The organism is Nocardia sp. NPDC049190 (assembly GCF_040648115.1).
Taxonomy (GTDB): domain Bacteria; phylum Actinomycetota; class Actinomycetes; order Mycobacteriales; family Mycobacteriaceae; genus Nocardia.
Genome location: NZ_JBEZDE010000023.1, coordinates 1 through 22504 on the forward strand (window position 1 = coordinate 1; position 22504 = coordinate 22504).

16 protein-coding genes are annotated in these 22504 nt (G+C 63.8%); 3 read left to right on the plus strand and 13 right to left on the minus strand.

Annotated features, from left to right (window positions below):
* The 10 genes from AB0B25_RS20195 to AB0B25_RS20240 all read right to left on the minus strand — a co-directional run.
* On the minus strand, positions 1-5104 hold a 5104-nt coding region (locus tag AB0B25_RS20195), incomplete at its 3' end, for an amino acid adenylation domain-containing protein (RefSeq protein WP_357181544.1).
* Between the two features lie 1054 nt (positions 5105-6158).
* Positions 6159-6488 (minus strand): ScnB, encoded by a 330-nt coding sequence (locus tag AB0B25_RS20200; protein WP_357181547.1) that lies wholly within the window; start codon positions 6486-6488, stop codon positions 6159-6161.
* Positions 6485-7195, minus strand: coding sequence for a thiocyanate hydrolase subunit gamma (scnC, locus tag AB0B25_RS20205; RefSeq protein ID WP_357181550.1), 711 nt, complete (start codon positions 7193-7195; stop codon positions 6485-6487). Before scnC ends, AB0B25_RS20200 begins: the two co-directional genes overlap by 4 nt.
* A complete protein-coding gene (locus tag AB0B25_RS20210) occupies positions 7192-7437 on the minus strand; it encodes an SH3-like domain-containing protein (protein ID WP_357181838.1) in 246 nt (81 codons plus the stop codon). The genes scnC and AB0B25_RS20210 overlap by 4 nt, the downstream gene beginning before the upstream one ends.
* Before the next feature lie 50 nt (positions 7438-7487).
* The gene (locus tag AB0B25_RS20215; protein ID WP_357181553.1) at positions 7488-7913 is read right to left on the minus strand and encodes a hypothetical protein; all 426 of its coding nucleotides are present in this window, start codon (positions 7911-7913) and stop codon (positions 7488-7490) included.
* Between the two features lie 965 nt (positions 7914-8878).
* Entirely contained in the window at positions 8879-9250 is a 372-nt protein-coding gene (locus AB0B25_RS20220) for a DoxX family protein (protein ID WP_357181555.1), read from the minus strand.
* Between the two features lie 667 nt (positions 9251-9917).
* On the minus strand, positions 9918-10403 hold the full coding sequence (locus tag AB0B25_RS20225; protein WP_357181558.1) for a MarR family transcriptional regulator: 486 nt from the start codon (positions 10401-10403) through the stop codon (positions 9918-9920).
* A gap of 126 nt (positions 10404-10529) precedes the next feature.
* The gene (gndA, locus tag AB0B25_RS20230) at positions 10530-11975 is read right to left on the minus strand and encodes an NADP-dependent phosphogluconate dehydrogenase (RefSeq protein ID WP_357181561.1); all 1446 of its coding nucleotides are present in this window, start codon (positions 11973-11975) and stop codon (positions 10530-10532) included.
* Between the two features lie 413 nt (positions 11976-12388).
* Positions 12389-13150, minus strand: coding sequence for an ABC transporter permease (locus AB0B25_RS20235; RefSeq protein ID WP_357181564.1), 762 nt, complete (start codon positions 13148-13150; stop codon positions 12389-12391).
* Complete coding sequence (locus AB0B25_RS20240; protein WP_357181567.1) at positions 13147-14424, minus strand: glycosyltransferase; 1278 nt, start codon at positions 14422-14424, stop codon at positions 13147-13149. The genes AB0B25_RS20235 and AB0B25_RS20240 overlap by 4 nt, the downstream gene beginning before the upstream one ends.
* 110 nt (positions 14425-14534) lie before the next feature.
* On the opposite strand from AB0B25_RS20240, the gene AB0B25_RS20245 reads away from it, so the two are divergent.
* Positions 14535-17099 carry a cytochrome P450 gene (locus tag AB0B25_RS20245; protein ID WP_357181570.1) on the plus strand — a complete coding sequence of 855 codons (2565 nt, stop codon included), beginning with the start codon at positions 14535-14537 and terminating at the stop codon, positions 17097-17099.
* 700 nt (positions 17100-17799) lie between these two features.
* On the opposite strand, the gene AB0B25_RS20250 is transcribed toward AB0B25_RS20245, so the two are convergent.
* A complete protein-coding gene (locus AB0B25_RS20250; protein ID WP_357181573.1) occupies positions 17800-18921 on the minus strand; it encodes a hypothetical protein in 1122 nt (373 codons plus the stop codon).
* 1024 nt (positions 18922-19945) lie between these two features.
* On the opposite strand from AB0B25_RS20250, the gene AB0B25_RS20255 reads away from it, so the two are divergent.
* Positions 19946-20146 carry a hypothetical protein gene (locus AB0B25_RS20255; RefSeq protein WP_357181575.1) on the plus strand — a complete coding sequence of 67 codons (201 nt, stop codon included), beginning with the start codon at positions 19946-19948 and terminating at the stop codon, positions 20144-20146.
* A gap of 86 nt (positions 20147-20232) precedes the next feature.
* On the opposite strand, the gene AB0B25_RS20260 is transcribed toward AB0B25_RS20255, so the two are convergent.
* Together AB0B25_RS20260 and AB0B25_RS20265 are read right to left on the minus strand one after the other, a co-directional pair.
* Positions 20233-20511 carry a hypothetical protein gene (locus AB0B25_RS20260; RefSeq protein WP_357181578.1) on the minus strand — a complete coding sequence of 93 codons (279 nt, stop codon included), beginning with the start codon at positions 20509-20511 and terminating at the stop codon, positions 20233-20235.
* Between the two features lie 232 nt (positions 20512-20743).
* A complete protein-coding gene (locus tag AB0B25_RS20265) occupies positions 20744-21505 on the minus strand; it encodes a trans-aconitate 2-methyltransferase (RefSeq protein WP_357181581.1) in 762 nt (253 codons plus the stop codon).
* A 552-nt stretch (positions 21506-22057) separates the two neighbouring features.
* Here AB0B25_RS20265 and AB0B25_RS20270 point away from each other — a divergent pair.
* The gene (locus tag AB0B25_RS20270; protein WP_357181584.1) at positions 22058-22504 is read left to right on the plus strand and encodes a nuclear transport factor 2 family protein; all 447 of its coding nucleotides are present in this window, start codon (positions 22058-22060) and stop codon (positions 22502-22504) included.

Genomic DNA, 22504 nt, shown 5'->3' on the forward strand with positions numbered 1-22504 from the left:
CCTTCGGCGTCCCCGTCGACCCCGACGTATACAACACATACGCCGTATCCCACACACAACAACCACGCACACGATCCACATCCGACACAGCAGCCCCCGACCGCGACGCGATCGACACCTCCGCATCCGGATCATCCAGTACCAACACCCGAACCCCGCCTGGAAGCAGGTTCCGTGACGCCTCCACCGTCACCCCCACCCGCACACCTGAATCCGCGACCATCCGCGCAACACGATCAGCCGGATTCCGCGGATCAATCGGAACAAACGCGGCACCCGTCTTCGCCACCGCCCATACACCCACCACGAACTCCACCGACCGCCCCATCGCCAACGCGACCTGATCACCCGGGCCCACACCCCACTCGATCAACTCCCGAGCGACACGATTCGACCACACATCCAACTCCGCATAAGACACTTCACGCTCACCCGACACCACCGCGACCGCCGCCGGATCCCCCACCGACAACACCTCCGCCAACACCCGCGGAGTCTCGGCAACACCACCCGAAGCAGGCACCAACCCCAACCGCTCGTCAACGGACAACAAATCAACGCCACCCACCGGCATCTCCGGACGCAACACGAACGCCTCGAGAATCCGATTCAACCGGGCAGCGAATTCCTCCACGGTCTCGCGGTCGAAGAGATCCGTCGCGTAGTTGATCCGCAGTGCGACGTCGCCGTCTGCGGCGGCGTTTTCCGCGACGGTGACGATGATGTCCACCTTCGCCGGTTCCGGCCCCGGATCCAGAATCTCCACGGTCAACTCGGGCAGCTCCAAGCTCGCCCGGTCCATGTTCTCGAAAGCAAGGTAGACCTGGCACAACGGTGCATATGCCAGAGACCGTTTCGGATCGATTTCCTCCACGACTCGCTCATACGGCAGATCGCTGTAGGCGAAGGCATCCGCGTCGATGTCTTTCACTCGACCGAGGAATGCGGTGAACGATTCGTCGAAACGCACCTCGGTGCGCAGTGGCACAGTGTTGACGAACATGCCGATGAGTGGTTCGAGAGCTCGCTCGCCCCGTCCCGCCACCGGCGTACCGATGGTGATGTCCGACGAACTCGACAGGCGGGCCAGCAGAACCGCCAGCGCGGCGTGGACGACCATGAAGGTCGTGACGTGCGCCGCACGGGCGAGTTGTTCGATTCCGGCGAAGGTCTCGGCCGTGATCACCGAGTCCGCGACGTCTCCGCGCATGGACTGCCGCGCCGGGCGCGGACGGTCGAGGGGAAGCTCCAGTACCGGCGGCATCCCCGCCAATTGCGCTGCCCAATAACGCAACTGCTGCGCCGCAAGGGACTCCGGGTCGCTCTCCTCGCCGAGCAGGCTGCGATGCCAGATGCTGTAGTCGGCATACTGCACCTTCAATGGCTGCCAGTCCGGCCGCTTTCCCTCTGACCTCGCCGCGTAAGCGGCCGCTACGTCGGCCGCGAGTGGTCGAAGAGACGATCCGTCGCAGCAGATATGGTGCAGCACAACGACCAGCACGTGGCGTCGACGACCGGCGGTCGCCAGCAGCGCGGCCTGGATCGGCGCACGTTCGCGCACGTCGGTCCCGATCGAGGCCAGCTCGCGAATCCGGCTCGCGATGTCATCGGGATCGGTTGCCTTCGGGGTCAGGTCGAGATCCGCGACTACCTGCTCGGCCGGCAGAATGACCTGCGCTCCTTCACCATCCACGGCAGGGTAGACGGTGCGCAGGGACTCGTGCCGATCGATCACGTCGGTCAGGGCCGCGCGCAGTGCGGCCGTATTGAGCCGTCCGGTCAGCTGCACCACCAGGGGGATGTTGTACGCCGCGGAGGCCGGGTCGGTCCGATTGACCAGCCACATCCTATTCTGCGCTGGTGACAACGGGATGGGCAGAGCCCGCGCCGTCGCCCGCAGGGCAGGCCGGCCCGGCCGGTGCTCACCTTCGATATGCGCCGCGAGTTCGGCGACAGTCGGTTTGCCGAACAGATCCCGGACCGACACGCCGCATCGGGTCACCTCGGCGATACGCACAGCGGCACTGGTCGCGGTCAGCGAATTGCCACCCAGCTCGAAGAAGCTGTCCAACACGCCTACCCGCTCTATACCCAAGACCTCGGCGAAGACGTCGGCGATAGATTCCTCGACCACCGTACGCGGCGCGACATACGCCGCGGCCGAATCGAACACCGGCTCGGGCAGTGCACGAAGGTCGAGTTTGCCGTTGACGGTCAGTGGCAACGCGGGCAACACGACAATGCTCGCCGGGACCATGTACTCCGGCAGACGGGTGCCGAGGTGCGCGCGCAGGGAGTCGGCCGCACAGACCGTATCACCGGCCGGCACGACATATCCGACCAGTCGGGCCGCCTCGGTGCCGGGAAGATGCACGACAACGGCCGCCGCCGAGACAGTGCCATGCGTCAACAGCGCATCACGGATTTCGTCCAACTCGATCCGGAACCCGCGCAGCTGCACCTGCTGGTCGGCTCGGCCGCGGTATTCCAACTCGCCCTTGTGATTCCATCGTGCGACATCGCCGCTGCGATAGAGGCGCTCGCCCGGCTTGCCGAACGGGCTGGCGACGAAGCGTCCTGCGCTCAACGCTGGTCGATTGAGGTAGCCGCGGGCGAGTTGGGCGCCCGCGACATAGATCTCGCCCCACGCGCCCAGCGGGACCGGACGCAACCGTCCATCCAGGACATACGTGCGCAAACCCGGCAGCGCCGGGCCGATCGTGCTCGGTGCACCCGGCACGGCGATTTTTGACGTCAGGCCGATATAGGTGACGAAGACGGTGGTTTCGGTGATCCCGTAGCTATTGGCCAGCACGGGCAGCGTCGGGTTGTGTTCATACCAGTCCGCCAACGACGCCGGGTTGAGAGCTTCTCCCGAGAGAATGACCAGCCGGAGGAAAAGCTCCCCATGCGGCGCACCTGCCTGCGCATACCGCTGTTGCGCGGCTGCGAACTGGTGAAACGCCGACGGCGTCTGGTTGAAGATCGTCACCTTCTCGCGCACCGCGAGGCGGACGACATCATCGGGCGAACGTGTGGTGGCGCTATCGACAACGACGACACGGCCACCGGAGACCAGCGCACCGAATATCTCCCATACCGAGTAATCGAACGCGAACGAGTGGAAGAATGTCCAGACGTCTTCGGCCCGGATTCCGATCTCGGCACACGCGTTCACCAAATAAGTGGCGACGGCACGATGGCTGATCGACACGCCCTTCGGGCGACCGGTCGATCCGGAGGTGTAGATGACATACGCGAGGTGGTCGGAGCACAGTGGACCGGTCCGATCCGCATCGGTGATCGGATCCGACCCATACTCGGAGGTATCCGGGCTGTCATCGAACAGCACCACACGCACGGGATCGCCCGGCACGTGCTCGCGCAGGCTCTGATTCGTCACGACAACGATCGGATCGGCATCATTCAGGACGTATTCGAGCCGATCGGCCGGATGAGCCACGTCCAACGGCAGATATCCGGCGCCTGACTTGAGCACGGCAAGTACTACAACGAGCAGATCGGCATCCCGGGGCATCGCGATAGCCACCAGTGATTCCGGTCCGGCGCCGCGAGCGATGAGCTGACGGGCGAACCGGTTGGACCGCTCGTCCAACTCGCGGTAGGTGAGTTCGGTCTCGCCCGACGTGACTGCCACCGCGGACGGAGTGGCGACAGCCTGTCGAGTCAGCAGATCCACCAGTGTCGCGGAGGGCAACTCGCCGTCGTGGCCGGCGAGTTCCCCGATGATGCGTGACTCATCGGCCGGGCGGACGAGCTGGATGTCGGCGACTGGAGTGTCCAGGGGGGATTCCATCAGACGACGCAGAAAATCGATGAACAGTTGGGCGTGCGATTCGAGTTCATCCTGGCCGTACAGGTTTGCGTTGCCGTGCAGTTCGATGAGCAGCGGCGCATCGGCTCCGGAGCGGTACAGGTTCAGCTGCAGATCGTCGAGTGCCCCCGAGGTCAGTGCGCGGTATCGGCCGACGGCTGACCCGAGCCGAATCTCGGAGTCGAAGAACAGGATGTTGACGATCGGACCGAACGAGTTCGCTGCCGCGTCCAGCGCATTCGATTCGCGGCGCAGGTCTTCGAACCGGTACAGCTGGTGCCGCATCGCCGAGATGAGTTCGGACACCGATGCGCGAACCAACTGTTCCACGGTGGTCGTCGGATCCACAGCGAGTCGAATCGGCACCATGTTCGCCAACATCGCCGCGGCATTGCGCAGACGCATCGTCACCCGACCGCTCACTGGCATCGACAACACCACGTCGTCGGTTCGTGTCATCCGACCGAGGAACGCGGCGAACGCGGCGATCACCACCTGCGCGGGGGACGCCTCCAGTTCGTCGGCGAAGCGATCGAGCGTGTCGGACAACTGCGACGGAAGCTGTTGGCCGGCTACGCGATCGACTTTGCTCCACCGCGCGGTCCGGCCGGACAGACTCGCCGGTGTCGGAAGATCAGCGACCTTGTCGAGCCAGTACGCTTTGTCGGTCTCGAAACGGGGACTCGTGCGATACGCGCGCTCCGTCTCGACGATGTCGCGCAACCTGGCCGCCACCAACCGCGTGGGCGCCCGGCCCTCGACGAGGGCGTTGTAGTGCTCGGCGATCCGGGTCACCACGTTGAATGCGCCGTACCCGTCGATCACGAGATGATGGGCACGCCCGTACCAGAGATACCGGTCTTCGGCGAGCCGGATGAGTCGCATCGCGGTGAGCCGGTCGCGGCTGAGATCGACGGCCTTGGTGTTGTAGTCGCGGCGCATCCATTCCATCGCCGCCGCGAACGGATCGTCCTCGTCACCGAGATCCAGCACAGCCTCGTCGTAGATGATGCTGCGGTCGACGAATTGATATGGACGACCGTCGGACTCGACGACCCGCACCACCAAGGACTCGGTCTCCAGTGCGGCGCTGTTCACCGCCCGGCTGAACGCGTCGATGTCCAACGAGCCCTCGATCTCGACATACTGTGCGATGTTGACAGCCGGTCCACCGGGCATGTTGTCCGCGAACCACATGCCGTATTGCGCTGTCGAGAGCGGAATCAGACCCAGATCGCCCTCGGCAGTTCCGGCTGACTTCAGATTCATCCTATGACCCCTCACTCAGACTCGGAGGCACTGAGGCACGGCGAAATCAAGCCACCCAGCCCGTATCCGATTTTTGGCTTTAAATGCACTTTGTCCACGCCGAAGCGGCACGCACCCCTGCTCCCGAACGCGCCGATGATTTATAGCATGTGTCCCCGCGTAATAAATATTCGAACCCCAGCGTCGACACAACTGGTGCAGCTACTCTCCACCTCCGCTGTCGGATTCCCAACACCTCAAGATCTGAAATGCAGAACTTTTGAACGTACGGCCGATTCGACCGACGGTCATGCGCGATCAGCTATCTGACAGCATTGCGGGTCAGTCTATCCGCGTCCAACCCTGCAGCCGTGCATGAACGCGGGCGTTTCGGCCCGGTTTCCAGAACAGCGGCCGCGACAGCCGGAGCCGACTTCGGCAGGTAGAGACGGTGAGTTGTTGCCAAAAGTCATGGCATCGAGGCAAATTCGGCGCGCGCCACCCAGGCCCGGCGCAGCCGTCACGTCCGGAGCGACTCGAACGCCAGCCCGTCCTACAGCGGATAGGTACGGCAAATCGACCGCATTCTTCGAACGTTTGCGCGAACGCGTCCGCTCGTGATCACTCACCGGCATTCATGTCCAAGAATCAAGATAGCCATAGCAATATTGCGGCAAAAAGAACATTTCGTCATCCGAACCGGAAACTCGAATCGCCAGGCCCAATACTCGATGCGGGGCAGCTTCGGTTCATATAAACCCGACTCGAAGTTTATTGAGGTCGGCCAAGGAAACCGCCGGTATGATTTTCGCCAGTGCGAATCCGCCCGAATTTCGGGGCCGCGGTACCTTTTCCAGGTGCTGGGGTTGGTTCCGGACATAGTGGTCGAGCGCGGGCAATGCCGAGGCTTCGGTCATGGGCGCCCCGGCGGCAGCCGCGGCTCGGCGCAGGCCGCACCGGACGCGGACGCCGGAGTCAGCCTGGATGTTGCGACACCACTGGACGCGTTCACCGAAGCCGGACACCGCGTTTGCGGCCGAAGTGCATCGGATTCTGAACGGTCCGCACCGCACAACTACTCGCGGTTGAACCGCGCCCGAACCACGTCCATTCGCACGCGCAACTCCTCCGGTGTGATCACTCCGCGATCCATCAGCGTATGAGCCGTCACGACGACCGATCGGGTCCGTACCGGAAAATCGTGATAGACGGTCTCCCCCAGCGCGTCCTCGGCATGGCGGCGTTCCAGATTGTCCAACGCGCCTCGCCAGGACAGGCATTCACAGGTCGCCTGCATGCTCGACTCCCACGGGTCTGGCTTGCGGTCGAGTTCTGGCAACGTGCTCTCCCGCGTCGAGTCGGGGTCGAGTGTGCGTAGAAGGACTTCGTACGGAGTGCTTTTCACCGTTGCCCCCCTGTGCCCGAGGCTGCCTGGACCTGGTCCGGCGATGCTTGGGCGGTCCAGTCCACCTGTGGCAGCGCGACGCCGATCATGGTGTCTCGGGTGACGATGGCCGCGAGTTGATCTTCGGTCCACCCCTCGGTGCCTTCGGGGCGCATCGGCATCACCATGAACCGGGACTTCTGGTTCGAATCGTGTACCCGCACCTCGACCTCGGGGGGGAAATGCAAACCGAACTCGGCGAGGACCTCCCTGGGCCACCGGACGAGCCGGCGACGGTAGTTGGGGGTGCGGTACCAGTCCGGAGACATGCCGAGGACCGGCCGCGGGTAGCACGAACACAGCGTGCACACGATCACGTTGTGCACCGTGGGCGTGTTCTCCAGCACATAGAAAAAGGTGTAGTCGCTTGGCGTACCGGATCCGGTCGGATCACGCCAGTCGATGCCGATTTCCTTACATGTCTCGGTGCCGTCGGCGAGCAGGCGCGCCTTGAAATCCGGGTCCATCCACGCCTTCGCGACCAGTTTCGAGCCGCCGTGCGGACCGACCGATTCAGCCCACTCGGCGAATCGTCGGTGGTCTTCCTGCGAAAACAGGCCTTTTTCGATGGCAAGTTCGCGAACCGCGGTCTCCAGGACCTCGAACTCGCTGATCTGTTCACTCGTCTGGATCGGTGCGTGTTCCCCATGATCGTGGGTTCGACTCACTTGCCATCCTCCTCTGCGGGCTCGAGCCAGCGCTCGGAGACCTCCGTCTCCAGGGTGTCGACGTCGAAGCCGGTGTAGTTGGGCCAAAGGTCCTTCTGGCGGAACCGCACTACATAGAAAGGCTCGAAGCGACCGTCTTCACGTCCCCAAGCCTCATCCTCCGGAATCACCCACTCGGGTCGGTGCTCCACGACGACACCGGTTTGCCCGCGGGTGTATGCCTGGGTACGAGTATGGAACATCGATGTCGCGTTTCGAACCCTGACGTGATCGCCGATTTCATACTTCCTGGTCACCTCCCCGCCTCCAATCGTGCGCGCACCTCGTCCACCTTTGCGGACAATTCGTCCGGGGTGATCAAACCCTTGTTGATCAAAACCTTCGCGGCGACGGTCGCCCAGCGCGCGTAGTAGGGCAGGCCGAAGTACAGCGTCGCGCCGAGGTCGTTCTCGGCGCGTCGGCGTTCCTCGGAATTCCACGCGCCACGCCAACCGAGGCATTCACACGTGACGTAGGTGTTCATCTCCCACGGTTCTTCGGTCTTCTCCTGATACACGATCGGTACATCCGGCTGCCCGCCGACGTCATGCAAGACGTGCCGGAGTACGTCGAACAATTCGTTGGATATCTCGTACGGCGAGTCGAGCGGCCTGCGTAACACCGGAGCTATATCTGCCACGCGACTTTGCATTTCGTCGAATCGGTTCGGTGAACTCATAAGGTCTCCGTAGTGACGGATCCGATGTCCCGGCCGGCCGGATGCTCGCCTGCCGCGCAGACCGGGCGACGCTCGAGCGAGCGAAGCCGGTGACAGTGCACTGCGAACCAGCGCCTGCCGTCCTCCATCGGTTCGTGCAGGTGGACCGCCATTTGCGACGCCGCACTCCGATCAAGTCCGACAACGTGCAGCACAGGTGACACGAGCACAAAGATGGACATCTCGACGAGTGCCGAGGGAACGCCGCTACGCGTCGACACGGGCGTATGAACGAGCACCATAGGATCTCCAACCGGCTGATCCGACGGCCTGACAAACGGGTGAACACTGCTCGCGGGGGTATGGCCCCTATCCCAATTGCATGATCCGCTTGACACGGTACACGCCGAGATCGGGTTAATGAAGATACGCGCACGCCGGGCGCGGTAGACAATACCCACCACAGCAGCGCACTGCGTCGTCCGACCTTCGTGCGGCGCCGCAACGCATCCTGCCGAACGCTGTACCGCCTCGAGGCTCGGGGGCTTCGCCATCGACCGCTGGTTTCCGAGCGTGCTCGGATAATGGTCGACCCGCTCATCTCGCGGAAATCATCCCCTATTGATGGCGGCGCAGGTATTGAACTAGGGGCCGATCCGGAGGAAACTGATTGTTACACCGGAATACCGGAGAGAGCCACACTGAAGACGGAGACGTCCGTCGGAAGTGATGAACTTATCCAGGATCCGGCCAGGCCCCCGGCAAGCCAATCGAATACCGGAGTTGTCAGCGACGACTGGAGCTCATGGTTTCGATGGAGACTACCGGGGACTGCTTTGTCTGGGGGTGTCGTTCTGGATGGTCTCGAATGCAATGTCGGCCGGCACGATCGCCGAACGCGTGATGGAACAGGTGGCGGTTCAGTGCCCCCAAGGCGGCCCTGACCGGGGCATCAGCCCTCCCGGAAGCCCGTGGCGTTCGTACGTCTAGTCGGCCACACCCAACACCAGCGTCGCAATGGCGAGCGGAAGGAAGAACCCGGTTCCCAAGCAGAACTGTGGTGAATAGTCAGCCACGCGGATGTGGGTGTACGCCGCACAGACGAAGAACAAGACCAACCCGATCGCGGCCGCGGTGCCGACCAGCGGTACGCCGAGGAGTCCGAGCGCAAGACCGAGTGCCCCAGCTGTTTTGAGCGTGCCGATCGGGAAGATCAGCCAGGATTCCGGCACACCGGCACTGGCGAGTGCGGGCCGCAGCGTCCGCATGATCGGTGCGAACCGGGTTATCGCGGCAACTCCGGAAAACGCGTTGACCGCGATCGTGATGAGTGCGACGACGACGTAAGGGACGCTCATTGGGATTCTCGATTCCACTGGCCGACGATGTCGGCGGTCTGCCAGCTCGCTGGTTTCGGGCCCTTCGAGTGCCCGCGGCGTGCGGCACCCGTGCGCATGGACAAGACGGCTTCTCGCGCCCGACCGTCAGACGACTCCAGTTCGGACCGTGCCTTCCTCTACCCCGGCATGACAGGCACGCTGACGCTCGGCATGCCGTCCAGGCGCGCCTTCCAACCGGAAAATACACTGTTCATATAATACGAATACCATACGACATTCGATGGGAACAGTGCACTACGCAACTCGTGACATGGGCAACTTCAGCGCGGCCGCCGTCGGTTCCAAGGTCGAACGGCCTGCAGAATCTGTCCGGTCGGCGGAGGATCGACGCCCGCATCGCCGGTCGACCCTCGTTTCGAATGCCCATACGGCTCTCCGCGGCGAACTCGCGTCACGTGCCATAGCCGATCCCCTTCGCACCGGCCCACGCCCCGCAGCCTGCGTCACCATCCAGACCATGGGGGCGTGAGTCCATCGACAGCCCCGACCGAGGGCCGACGACCGGGCAGTGGTTCGTCCAGATAGAGGACTTCACCCGCACCGAAGGGCAGGCGCTCATGACAGCGCACGCGCGACCAGCCCACTCCGCAGCACTTGCACCCGCGGCGGACGGGCTATGCCCGACTCAATCCGCGGCAAATTGATTGGTGGCGTCTCGCCCTGCTGCGCTGGTCCGGTGCAGGAAGTCGGCGATCAGTTCGAGTTCGGCGTCGCTGTAGCTGCCGCAGATCTCGTCCATCAACACATTCATGCCTGCGTAGTGCCGAAACAACTCCGCGTTGCGTTCGCGCAGCGCACGAACGGTTACCGCACGCCGATCTTTCGAAGCACGCTCCCGAAGTACCCAGCCTCCCCGCTCGAGGCGGTCCAGGATGCCGGTCATGGTGGCGGGATGCAATCCCGTCACCCGGGCGAGCCCACTGGGGCTCAGCGAACCATGCTGGGTGATGATGTCCAAGCAGTCCAGATCCACGTCCTTGAGATCGATCTGATCGCCGACTCGATAGTTGAGCAGGGACAACTGGACGCGTAGATCCCGTAGCGCACCCTTGACGGCGGTAGTCAATCGCCTACGCCGGCGCGCCTCGCTCACTTCCGACTCGGAGCTCACACCCCAATCCCCTCACATCATATGAAACTCAAATAATCTCAAACAATACAGGAGAGAAGGCTCGGGGCCTGAGAGCACGCGAATCGGCAGCCAGTTCTCGATCCCCGCAGCTACGCCGGCATGACATCAGTCCGCAGAAGTTTCACTGCGGTCGCCGCTCCAGAGGGTGTGGTATTTGCCGTCGGCGTCGACGCGTTCGTAGGTATGTGCACCGAAAAAGTCGCGCTGCGCCTGCGTGAGCGCCGCCGGGAGCCGCTCGGCGCGCAGGGCGTCGTAGTACGAGAGCGAGGATGCGAATGCCGGCACCGGGATTCCGAGCAGGGTGGCCGTGGATACGACACGGCGCCAACTGTCGATAGCTGTTTCGATCGCGTCACGGAAGTACGGCGCGAGGATCAAACTCGGGAGTGCCGGGTTCTCGTCGTAGGCCTCTTTGATCCGGTTCAAGAACCGAGCCCGGATGATGCAACCGCCGCGCCAGATCGTTGCCAGGTCGCCAGGATGCAGATCCCAGTTGTACTCGACACTGCCCGCCGCGATCTGGTCGAAACCCTGTGCGTAGGCGACGACTTTCGACGCGTAGAGGGCCTGCCTGATGTCTTCGGTGAACTGAGCAATATCGGTGGGCTTCTCCGCGAGCGTGCCCGAAGCGAGACCCACGGCCGCTTTGCGCTGCTGGCGGGACCCGGACAACGCGCGCGCGAAGACGGCTTCGGCGATCCCGGTCACTGGAACACCGAGATCTAGCGCGGACTTCACGGTCCAGCGGCCGGTGCCCTTCTGCTCGGCCGCGTCGACGATGACATCGACGAGCGGGCGGCCGGTTTTCGCGTCGACCTGGTCGAGGACCTCGGCGGTGATCTCGACGAGGTAGCTTTCCAAGTCGCCGGAGTTCCACTGGGTGAACACTTCGGCGATCTGCTTCGCCTCGAAGCCGAGCGCGTCGCGGAACAGGTGGTAGGCCTCGCCGATGAGCTGCATATCGGCGTATTCGATACCGTTGTGGACCATCTTCACGAAGTGCCCGGATCCGTCCGGGCCGATATGCGTGCAGCATGGCGTGCCGTCGACCTGCGCCGCGATGGATTCCAGCAGCGGTCCGAGTGAGTCGTAGGACTCTTTCGGGCCGCCCGGCATGATCGCGGGGCCGTTCAGCGCGCCCTCCTCGCCGCCGGAGATGCCGGCACCGACGAAATTCAGTCCGCGGTCGCGCATGGCGGCTTCCCGCCGAATGGTGTCGGTGTAGAGGGCGTTACCGCCGTCGATGATGATGTCGCCCGGCTCCATCGCGGCGGCTAGTTCCTCGATGACGGCATCTGTCGCTGCGCCCGCCTTGACCATGATCAGCACTCGGCGCGGCTTCTCGAGCGCCGCTACGAACTCCTCGATGGTCTCGGTCCGCACGAAGTCACCGTCGTCGCCGTGCGCCTGCAGGAGTGCATCGGTCTTCGCGATGCTGCGGTTGTGCAGGGCCACGGTATAGCCATGCTTGGCGAAGTTTCGGGCAATGTTGCTACCCATCACCGCCAGGCCGGTAACCCCGATCTGTGCACGCGCTGTAGAAGACGCCATGAACCGCTCTCTTCGTTCGACAGGTGTAATTGGGTGACCGCGCGACGCTGCACGGTGGCATCGTGGAGTTCTTCCATGACGCCCCGACCTTTCTACCCCCTCGACCCCCGACGCGACGAACACGCCCGGCAAGTTTACGATCGCGACGACCACACTCGCCCGAAGTGCTCGTACCGGATTTCGGTCACCCACCCGAGCGTCGAGCCGGCGAGCGCCCGCGCCACGCTTTTGCCGACCCATACCGCGAGCCGCGTGACCGCCCGATCCTCTTGAAGCGATGTCGCTGTGTCGCCGATCGCGGCGACAACGGTGTGACACACCGCGACACTGCTCGGTCGCCTCGCTACAACCAGTACGCTCGGCGCGGCGCCCTCGACCTCAGTCTCGGTGACCGGGATGCACCGGGATTATGCTTATCGGCCCGAAACTCGGCTGAATAGCCAACTCGCACACCCGAAACCGATCGTCGCAAGCACAACGCACCAGAACACGGCAAGCGCGGCGTAGGATCCGGCGCCGGTGGCGTTGAGCAGCCCACGCACCGTTTCCACGACGGGCGTTGCCGGCTGATGTTCGGCGAAACCGCGCAGCCATCCCGGCATGGTGGCGGTCTGTACGAACGCGCTGCTGATATACGGCGTGAACATGATCGCGTAGGTGAGCCCACCAGCCGCCTCCGGATTCTTGGCCGCCAGTCCCAGTGCGACGGCGATCCACGAGACCGCCACAATGAACAGTGTGATCACCGCCGATGCCGACAGCCAGCCGACAATGCCTGCCTGCGGGCGGTAGCCGAGAACGATCGCCGCGGCGACCGCGATGCCGATGGCGGCGACATTCCGGACGACGCCTTCAGCGACATGTCCGGCCAGGAGAACTTGGTCGTACATCGGCAGCGTGCGGAAACGATCGATGCTGCCCTTCGTCATATCGGTCGACACACTGGTTGCCGTGATCGATGATCCGAATCCGGTACAGAGCAGCATTATGCCCGGCACAACGTAGTCCAGATACGGTCCGCCGACGTCGATCGCCCCGCCGAAGACGTAGGTGAACAGCATCATGACCAAAACCGGCATGAGCAGCGAGATGATCAGGGTATCCCGACTGCGCACAGTGTGCCGGGCGCAGCGCCGGAACATGACGATCGTGTCGGAGACGATATGCGGCGTCATCGGGCACTGGCCTCGACGATGTCAGCCGTGCGGGCACCAGCGTCGTCGGTGTTCAGGGTTCTCGCGAAATCCCCTGCGCGGATCCTGCGTTCCCGCGCGAGTATCGACGCCACGCCTTGCTCGAGGCGGTCTGCCGTGAGCTGCGTGAATCTGATGTGCGCACCCACCCCGAGCCGTTCGACCTGCCCGCCCCACATGGGCTGCTCGAACGAGACGGAGCACACCAACGTCGGCAGTCCGGCACGCAAGCTTTCGAACAACGTGCCGACACCGCCATGATGGACCGCGGCGGCACAATGCGGAAAGACCAGGTCATGCGCGAACGGACCGACAACCTTCACGTGGGCGCCGACGTGCGCGCCCGCGACGTCCAGATCGCTCCATCCCGCGCTCACCAGCGCCCGCACACCGAGCCGAGCAGACACCCTGGAGACCATGGCCAGCACGGCGGCAGCATCCCGGATCGGCATGCTGCCGAAGCCGAAGAATACCGGAGGATCCCCGCCGTCTACCCAGGACAGAATGTCGGCATGGTCGCCCGCGAGGTCGCCGACGGCTGCTCGGGTGGCACGATCGAGCGTGAGAAACCCGGTGAAAGGTCTGCGCTCGCCCCACTGCCGAGGCAACCCCGGAACGAGCGCAGGATCGTAAATCTGCACTTCCGGGACGTTCCGACGAGCCAGCACCGCGGCCGTACCCGCCCGCGACTTCGGCAGCCCCAGTTCTGCCCGCAGGTCGTTGATATAACGCATGAACACGACGCGGCGCAGATTCTCACCGAGCATCCAGGTCGCGCGATTGATCGGTGCCGGCGGGCGCCAATGCGACGGCAGCGCACCGGGAAACGGATAGGCGCCGTTGCTCCGGCACGGAAAGTAGTGCAGGCTGACCAAGGGAACGCCCATTGCCTCGGCCACAGAACACGCCCGGTCTTCGGTTACCGTGCTGGCGACGATCAGGTCGGCTCCTGTGCAAACATCGATGACTTCGCGGTTCATCTGGGCGGCGTACCCGGCCATCTGCCGTGCGACGAGTTGCATGAGGCGCAAGGAATTTCCCGAGGCCAGCGCCTTCTGCCCTGGCTCCGAACTGTAGAGCCGCTGGACATCGGGACCACACGCGCGGGCGGCGAGCCCGGTACCGGTCACGAAGTCGATCAAGTTGGGCGGCGCGCCGAGTAGTACGTCATGACCTCGCCGCCGTAGTTCCAGCCCCAGCGCCACCACCGGCTGGACGTCTCCCCGGGTTCCGGTGAGCGGAATCGCAATTCTCACAACGCTTCTTTCGTGCTGTTGTCATACCCGTTCACACTGTGCTCTCCGCGGCACGCGGCCGACTGCGATGCGGGCTCAGTAGACATCGTGCATCGGTACAGTAAACAGTTGTGCACATCGCGATGTTCATGGATTACCACCCGACGACGCTCGGTGGTGTCCAGACCGCGGTGCGTTCACTGTGTCGGGGACTGGAGCGTGCCGGTCACCAGGTCACACTCTTCGTCGCGCCGCTACCCGGTGCGACCACGACGACCTCGGCGGTCGAACTCCGCTCCACTCCCGCTCTGCAGGTGAACGGTCTCGCAGTTGTACTGCCTACCAAGCGGATCGACGAGATGATCGACGCCGCCTTCGCCGCACGCGGCCCGATCGACATCGTGCACACGCACACCACCTACGGCGTCGCGATCGCCGGAATGAAAGCAGCACGGCGGCACCGACTTCCGCTGGTGCATACCGCGCAGAGCCGTGATGACGCCTTCATCGAATACACCTCGCCCGCACCATATCTGGTAGCGCTGGCCCTGCGCGTGGTGCACGGCCGGTTCGTGCCGCACCGCCACTACATGCCACGCTGTTTCGAAAGCCGCGCCGCGCGGCACGCATGGTGGACGATCGTCGGTCAGGCGCAAGCCGCCGACCAGGTGATCACACCGACTCGCCATTTCGCCGAATTGATGGCCGAACACGGGCTGACCCGGCCGATTCGGGTCGTGTCGAACGGCATCGACGACGAACTGCTCGAAAGCCACAGCGGAGGCACGATCTCCGATCGGCGACCCAGCGAGCACTTGCGACTGGTCTGGTGTGGACGGTTGTCGACCGAGAAGCGTCTGCTCGAATCCATAGACGCAGTACGACAGGTGGACAACTGCTCACTCGAAATCTTCGGCGACGGCGATTTGCGCGACGCCGCGGCGGCCGCCATCGCCGAGCACGACCTCGGCGGCCGAATCCGATTGCATGGCAGAGTGACACAGGCGGAATGCCTCGAAGCAATGTCCGATTGCGATGCGCTGCTGTTTCCTTCCTACGGCTTCGACACGCAGGGAATGGTGCTGCTCGAGGCGGTGGCGGTGGGACTGCCGATCATCTATTGCGATCCCGACCTCGACGAGTCGGTGCCGCCCGGTGGCGGCGTTCGCACCGCAGAGCCCTCAGCGCATGGGATTGCCGCAACAATCGCCGAGCTCGCCGGCGACCGCGCCGCACTCGCCACCATGCGGAATATTCTGGCCGAATGGAGCCACTCGGTGCTCCAGTCACGCCACACCGGAGCGGTCATGGAAACATACCGGCAGACAAACGAAGCACTGATGCGCGCCACGGAACCGGTAATGCCGCACGATCTCTCGGAAGTTCCCACCGCGCCCGGCCGACTACCACTGGTGGGGCATAGTCTCATGGCGCTGCGCAACGCCCCCGGGTTCGTAACATCCCTGCCCGAACTCGGGCCGATAGTACGGATATTCTTCGGACGGAAAACCGGATACGTTCTCACCACTCCGGATCTGGTTCGCGAGGTCGGCCTGAGCGACGCCGGATTCAATCGTGACGACCTCCACGAGGCGATCGAGGACATAGCCGGTGGAGCGGTCAATGTCTTGCGCGGGGAAGAGCACCGGTTGCGGCGGAGGATGATCGCGCCCGCATTGCGACAGAGCCGCCTCGCCGAGTACACGAAGACAGCGGCCGATATCGCGAATACCTGGTCTGCGGGGCTCCCGTCGGGCAAGCGCGTGAATTTGATGGACGAGGCGCACGCTCTGGTGCTCGACACGGTGTCGTCGACGCTGTTCACGGCGGACTTCAGCGACGACGTACGTCGGGAAATCCGGGAAAGTGTGCCGTGGCTGCTCAGTCAAGTGATTCTGCGGACCGCGTTGCCGCCACAGCTTCGTCGTCTTCGGGTACTCGCGAACCGGCGCTGGCGCACGAAAGCCCACCGCCTGCGTGCCACGATCGGGAAGGTCGTGTCCGAATATCGTCGACGTGACGAAGATTTCAACGACGTGGTCTCCGCGCTCATCCGTCACATCGACAGCGAGACCGGAGCAACGCTGTCCGATGAGCACATCATCGACGAGACGATCCTGATGCTGGCCGGCGGGGTGGGGTCGATGGCGTCGCTGACGGGATGGCTGTGGCATGAAGTCATGCGCCACCCCCACGTAGCCGAACAGCTCTACGACGAACTCGACGCCGTCATCGGTTCGGGCCCTATTACGGCCGATCATCTCGGTGCGCTTCCTTATCTCAAACACGTTGTGGCGGAGACGCTCAGAATGTGGGGGCCTTGGATCAGCGCCGCCACCGCCGACGGCGATATCACAGTATGCGGGCTGACCATTCCGAACGGCACGGCAATCATGTTCAGCCCCTATATGGTCCAGCACGACAGACGCTATTTTCCGAATCCGGAGGCGTTCAACCCTGCTCGCTGGTCCGCCGAGCACGTCGGTGCGAACGACAAAAGAGCCGGTCTCTCTTTCGGTGTCGGCCGCCGACGCTGTCTGGGCGACCACTTCGCAATGCTCGAGATCGCGCTGGCGGCCGCGGCGCTGCTGTCGCGATGGCGGCCGATTCCCGACCCGAATTATGTTGTGCGGGCATCCAATCGAGACTTTGTTCTTTCACCGTCGTCGCTGCCGGTCACGCTGCATCCGCGATAACGATCGCATGTCGCGGTTTCCGGGCGTTTCTCCGGCGTCACCTCCCACCACGGGCCCGATTCAGCTGAAGGCTCACGCCGGACAAGTTCAACGCAACTGTCGGTTTCGGCGATAACGTCTCGATAATTCGCGTCGAATGACTGTGCATGGACCGACGTTTCCCCTGTGTGGTGCGCCCGTACGCTCAGCGACGCCCTCGCGGAAATACGGATCAGGGATCGACCGCAGGCACGCAACGCGCCCGGACGGACTTCTTCGACCGTGCACGCTGAGCGCCGGCTATTGTAGCAGCGGTGATCACGCCGTTACCTCACGCGACGGAAGTTGACATTTCCTTGACTGGAATTCGCCGTCACGAGGGTGAACACTGACAATTGTGGGTTAGCGATGTCAACAATTCCGCCCAACCGAAGGATGCAATATGTCCACCAGAATCGTAAAAATCGCCGCCGCGACGGCCACGGCGTTGGCCCTCGGCGCAGTCGCAGCTCCCGCCGCATCGGCCGATACGTCTCCGTCTACAGCGCCAGCGACGGCCTCAGCCACTCCGGTCCAGGGATCAGTCGCGATTTGCATACCCCTGGGCAGCGTCGTCTTCTGCATCTGAGGTCATCGGCCGAGCGGCCCCTCCGAAGCGGGCTCGAGTCGGCCTCCGTGAAAATACCGATCCGTCGCTGGAAGCGTTGCGCGGTAGCTCGATTCACGTTTTCGCTCGAGCGACGGGTTCGCCCGCCGCGGTCGCGACAGTGGCCGCGGCGGCCTGTTCCGCAGCCTCGACCGTGCTTCGTCCGAGGCCGCATGCGGTCGCAACACCGTACGCGGTGCGGCCGGATGCCTGCTCGAACAGCGACAGACTCTGGATACTGGCTGTGACGTCGGCCGGCGACACGACACCGGCGATCACTCGCCACTGCTCATCCAGGCCGCGAAGCGACCGGTAGAACACCGGGTCGAGCGGCGCGGGGTGGGATCCGTACGCGCAGGGGATATGCGCAGGCGGCAGCGGAACTCCCTGGCTACGCAGTATTCGCGCGGTGGCATTCAACAGATTCACAGCAGGCGCGATGGTACGCGGAGCAAGCAGTTCTTTGTGCTGGTAGTCGCCGTAACACAGATGTAGAACGGTCTGCGCGCCGATCTCGTGCGCACGAGCGAGGAATCCCGCCAGCTGGCGCGCCACCAACCGTCCGACCGGCGCCTGCGCGCCCAGTTGCGTCGCCTTCACCACCGCCAGCTGGGCGATCGGCGACTCCACCTGCCAGGTGAGCGTGTCGCCGAATTCCGCAACCAATTCGGCCATTTCGGCGAGCACGGCTTCGACGAAAACCGGCAGATTGCGCAATGCCGGGATGACCGTGCCCGCGTGCCGTAGCGCGCGCCCCAGCGGCAGCCCATCGGCGACCGCGGCGCCCGCGAAGACGAACAACGCCATGTCCAGCGGATTCGGTTGACTGATCTGCAATCTCGTGTCCGCGAGCTCGGGATGTCGCTGCTGTACGGCGCGGAACGCGGTGACTGCCTCGGTGATTCGTTCGACGCGGTTCATCGACACGTGGCGCGGCCCGAGTGCGCGCCCGTCGCGGATGCCGTAGCTGCGCATGTCTGAGTAGTCTGCGAAGTCACCGACCCGTGCCACCTCGAATACGTCGAGGTGCTGCTCGCGATCTCGGAGATACTGGACGACCCAGTCCGGGTCGATGTCACAAGGGACACCAGTCAAACGATGTCCAGCGGCACGTTGAACGAACCACTCCAGCACGTCGTTGTCGCTTGTCATCAACGGCCGCGGCAAACTGCCCACAAAGTGTACGAGTCTGGTCATCGCCTGTCCAAAGGTAGTGATCAGTTGCGGATCAGGCGCTCGTCCCCCTGGTGATCCGGGGCCACAATCCGATGATTGCGGTCAACGGTAAGTCAGTTGACAACCGCGGCTTCCCCATTATTGGGAAGGTAACGCACTGCGCTGGGCGCGGAGCGTCGGATCAGGCCATCCGCCGAAACCTGCTGCGCGCGTGCCGAGATCGGCCTGAGCACAGCATCGCGGATGCCAACGCCACACTCGCTGCCCTCGCTCACGCGCTGGACTGCGACGCTGCCGACTTCCGCAATCACACGCACTCTCAGGAAAAGATCGCCGAAGCACTCACGACCGGAGCAGCAACTTGGGAATACAGCAGCGGACTCGGTCATGGTTGCCAGGCAGCCGCCGAAGGCGTGTCGAGAAGTCGCCGGCCGCGCTGACAAGGTGCAGTGACGGTACTGGTAACGCCGGAGTTTCCGTCGTCGATTACGGCACCGTTGGTGTCGTAATAGGGTTCTACGCCGCAAGTATCGAGGGCGTACCTGGTGTGACGGAGACCGCTCGCCGACGGCACTCGCGCCTGTCGCTACCTCGTGGAAGGGCTGGTATGGCAGGACCAGCAAAAGTGACCTCGACAGCGGGGCGGCACGCGGTGTCGGCATGCGCCGGGGAGTGCGCTACGGCAGTAGCGGCGCCCTGGGTAGATCAAGACGGTGCGGCATCGCCGATGAGCGGACTGGAGCGCGATCACCGGCGGCCGCCAGAACTGTCGGCAACTCCACATCGGCCGCTCTCCGGCGGTCATAGCCTGACCGTCGAAACGGCCTCATCCCCGGTTCCGAGTCGATCGCGAGCACCAAGTCTCAATCGTTATCGCACAGAGATTCCTGCTCGGACGGCGGAGTTTCGCGGAATTACGGTGGTATCGGGTCGATTCGCCAGCGCCAGGAGCAGACCGCGACCGTTTTCCCGGATAGGATCTACTTCGGGGGAATCGCCAACTCAACTCCCGATGGCCAATTCAACTCCCGATGGGAGGTCTCCGGTGAGCAAAACTATTCGAATTCCCGCAGCGGAACTCGCCGACCATATCGGCGAATCCATTGTCGGGTACGGCACGCTCACACAGGCCGGCGTGGTCCAGTCGCGCGGCGATCTTGTGGTCGCGGTATTCGGGATCGAGTCCAACCGGCGCGAGAAGTCGTTCACGCCAAGCCAGTTGGTCGAAGTGGAGGTCACCGAGTAGTCAAGCCGCCCGCGCCGCGGCCGCGCGCGTACCTCCGCTATCGGAGGAGCCGTTATTGCGACTTCACCGATCCCGGTGCGGCGTGGTCAGCCGATCAGCGCGTTCATGATCGTTCCGGCGCTGGTGGCGATGGTACCGCCGGCCATACCGCCCGCGACCATTTTCGCCGATGCGAGTGACCCACCGTTCCATTTCTCCCAGGCGAATCTGCCGCCCGCGTAGGTGATTCCCATGACTCCCGACAGCATCACTAACCAGGTGAAGTATCGGACGAGCATCAGGATCTTGTCGGAATTGGGCGGGGCCTCAGGGACAGGATTGCTCACTTGAGCCATCAACAATGCCTCGACTGCAGTATGGATCATGGCTGATCTGTCCTCCGCGTATTCCGCTGGACAATTAATACGCAATCGCTCTGACGATCGAAGTATCGTGGTCGCCGCAGAATCCGTCAACCCCCGCGGCAGCTACTCGATTTTCTCGGCAATCGACGCGAGGGCGCCGAATCGGTGTCAGACGGTCGATGTTGGGTAGTGCCGGGATGTGAGCGATTGTCCGGCAGGTGCACTCGGCGGCGGGCGAGATGGTCGGTCACCGCTACTTCTGGGCGACGGCGAAGATCCGCCTAAACGGTAGCCACGTGGTGCCATCGGCGCGGCGCGGATAGGCGGAACGCAACAGTGACGAGAGCTGGACGGTGAATTCGCGCCACCCCGCGTCGTCGAGGGTGCTACGAACAGGACGCAGGGCCGTACCGGCCACCCAGTCGAGAACCGGGTTTTCGCCGGTCAGGCGCTGAAGGTACGTCGTCTCCCAGGCATCGACAGTTCCGCCCGCAGTGGCGAGCGCCTCGGCGTATCCAGCGGGATCCAGGACCGCTCGCGGCGGCAGCAGCCCCGCGGGGCTCAGCTGGTCACGCCATTCGTCGCGGGCGGCGAGTTCCCGAATCGCACGGTGCGAGGGCGCGTCGAAGTTGCCTGGGACCTGAATGGCCAGCCATGCCCCGGCGGGCAGTTGCCGCAGCCACTGCGACAGCAGTGTCGGATGGTCGGGCACCCACTGCAGGACAGCGTTACACACCACGACGTCGGTGTCCGCGCTCGGTCGCCAGTCCCGCACCTCGCCGAGCGTCACGTCGATACCGCGAGTCCGTGCCGCGACGACCATGTCGGGCGACGAGTCGAGGCCCCGAATCCTCGCAGCGGGCCAGCGCTCGGCGAGCGCCGCGGTGAGATGCCCGGGTCCACAGCCGAGGTCGACGACGCAGCGGGGTGCGGCCGCGACAACCCTGTTCACCAGATCGAAGAACGGGCGGGAGCGGTGATCGTCGAAGGCGAGGTACTTCTCCGGATCCCACATCGGCCACTCCACGAGTTACATTCACCCAAACCGTACGTACGTACCGTACGCTTCCCGCGCCGAGGTGCACGTCCCCGGGCGACAACAGCCGCCACGTCCGGCGATTCCTGCGCGCCGACGCCTTCCGTTGACTGGGTCGCCGAAGGGGTCAGCGCGACGACGGCCGGGCCCGACTCCGACACATGGTTTCGACTCGATCCATGACGGAACCGCATCCGCCCGCAGTCACGGTTTCATAACGGCCGACTATGGGTATCACAGGGTTATGACGGATCGCCGACCAGCCCGGATCGCCGGTATGGAACCGGGAACCGGAGCGCTTGCTTTGTCCACGTGCCTTGCCTTTTCGATCGGCATCGCCGCGATTACACAGTCCGCGTTTCCAACTCTCGTGGCCTGCGGAAGCATCATGGCGGGACTTGCTCTCGTGCTGAACATTCTGCCGCGCAGGACATAACGCGGTCTCTGCAGACCGCGCCGCGCCGACCCCTTGCCCTCGGCCTCGAATCCTGGTGGCATCTAGTGAGGTACCGGCATTACTCGGAGGCGCGCATGCTGTCGTTGCAGGAGATTTCGGATCGGTTGGAGATCGAGGATCTGATGGTGCGTTATTCGCACGCGGTCGATACCCAGCAGTGGGACCTGCTGGACGAGGTGTTCACGCCGGACGCGCACATCGACTACTCGGCCATGGGCGGCTCGGCGGGCGATCTGAAATCCACGAAGAAGTTCCTCGCGGCGGTACTACCGAATTTCCTGGCGTTCCAACATCTGATCGGCAACTCGTCCATCGCCGTCGACGGTGACACGGCCACCGGGCGCACGCTGTGCCACAACCCGATGATGGTGCCCGGTGGCGACGGTCCGCCGAGCATGATGCTGTGCGGGTTGTGGTACCTGGACACATTCGTCCGCGTCGACGGGCAGTGGCGAATCAAAAAACGGGTCGAGGAGAAAAGCTTCCTCTTCGTGGCGCCGTCAGCGCCGGGCACGGTCTGA

What these genes read in the sequence shown, in the direction of transcription:
- AB0B25_RS20250 (WP_357181573.1), bottom strand. Translation starts at nt 18,921, where the DNA reads ATGACCAGACTCGTACACTTTGTGGGCAGTTTGCCGCGGCCGTTGATG.
- AB0B25_RS20220 (WP_357181555.1), bottom strand. Translation starts at nt 9,250, where the DNA reads ATGAGCGTCCCTTACGTCGTCGTCGCACTCATCACGATCGCGGTCAAC.
- AB0B25_RS20210 (WP_357181838.1), bottom strand. Translation starts at nt 7,437, where the DNA reads ATGTTCCATACTCGTACCCAGGCATACACCCGCGGGCAAACCGGTGTC.
- gndA (WP_357181561.1), bottom strand. Translation starts at nt 11,975, where the DNA reads ATGGCGTCTTCTACAGCGCGTGCACAGATCGGGGTTACCGGCCTGGCG.
- AB0B25_RS20265 (WP_357181581.1), bottom strand. Translation starts at nt 21,505, where the DNA reads ATGTGGGATCCGGAGAAGTACCTCGCCTTCGACGATCACCGCTCCCGC.
- AB0B25_RS20235 (WP_357181564.1), bottom strand. Translation starts at nt 13,150, where the DNA reads ATGACGCCGCATATCGTCTCCGACACGATCGTCATGTTCCGGCGCTGC.
- AB0B25_RS20260 (WP_357181578.1), bottom strand. Translation starts at nt 20,511, where the DNA reads ATGATCCATACTGCAGTCGAGGCATTGTTGATGGCTCAAGTGAGCAAT.
- AB0B25_RS20215 (WP_357181553.1), bottom strand. Translation starts at nt 7,913, where the DNA reads ATGAGTTCACCGAACCGATTCGACGAAATGCAAAGTCGCGTGGCAGAT.
- AB0B25_RS20270 (WP_357181584.1), top strand. Translation starts at nt 22,058, where the DNA reads ATGCTGTCGTTGCAGGAGATTTCGGATCGGTTGGAGATCGAGGATCTG.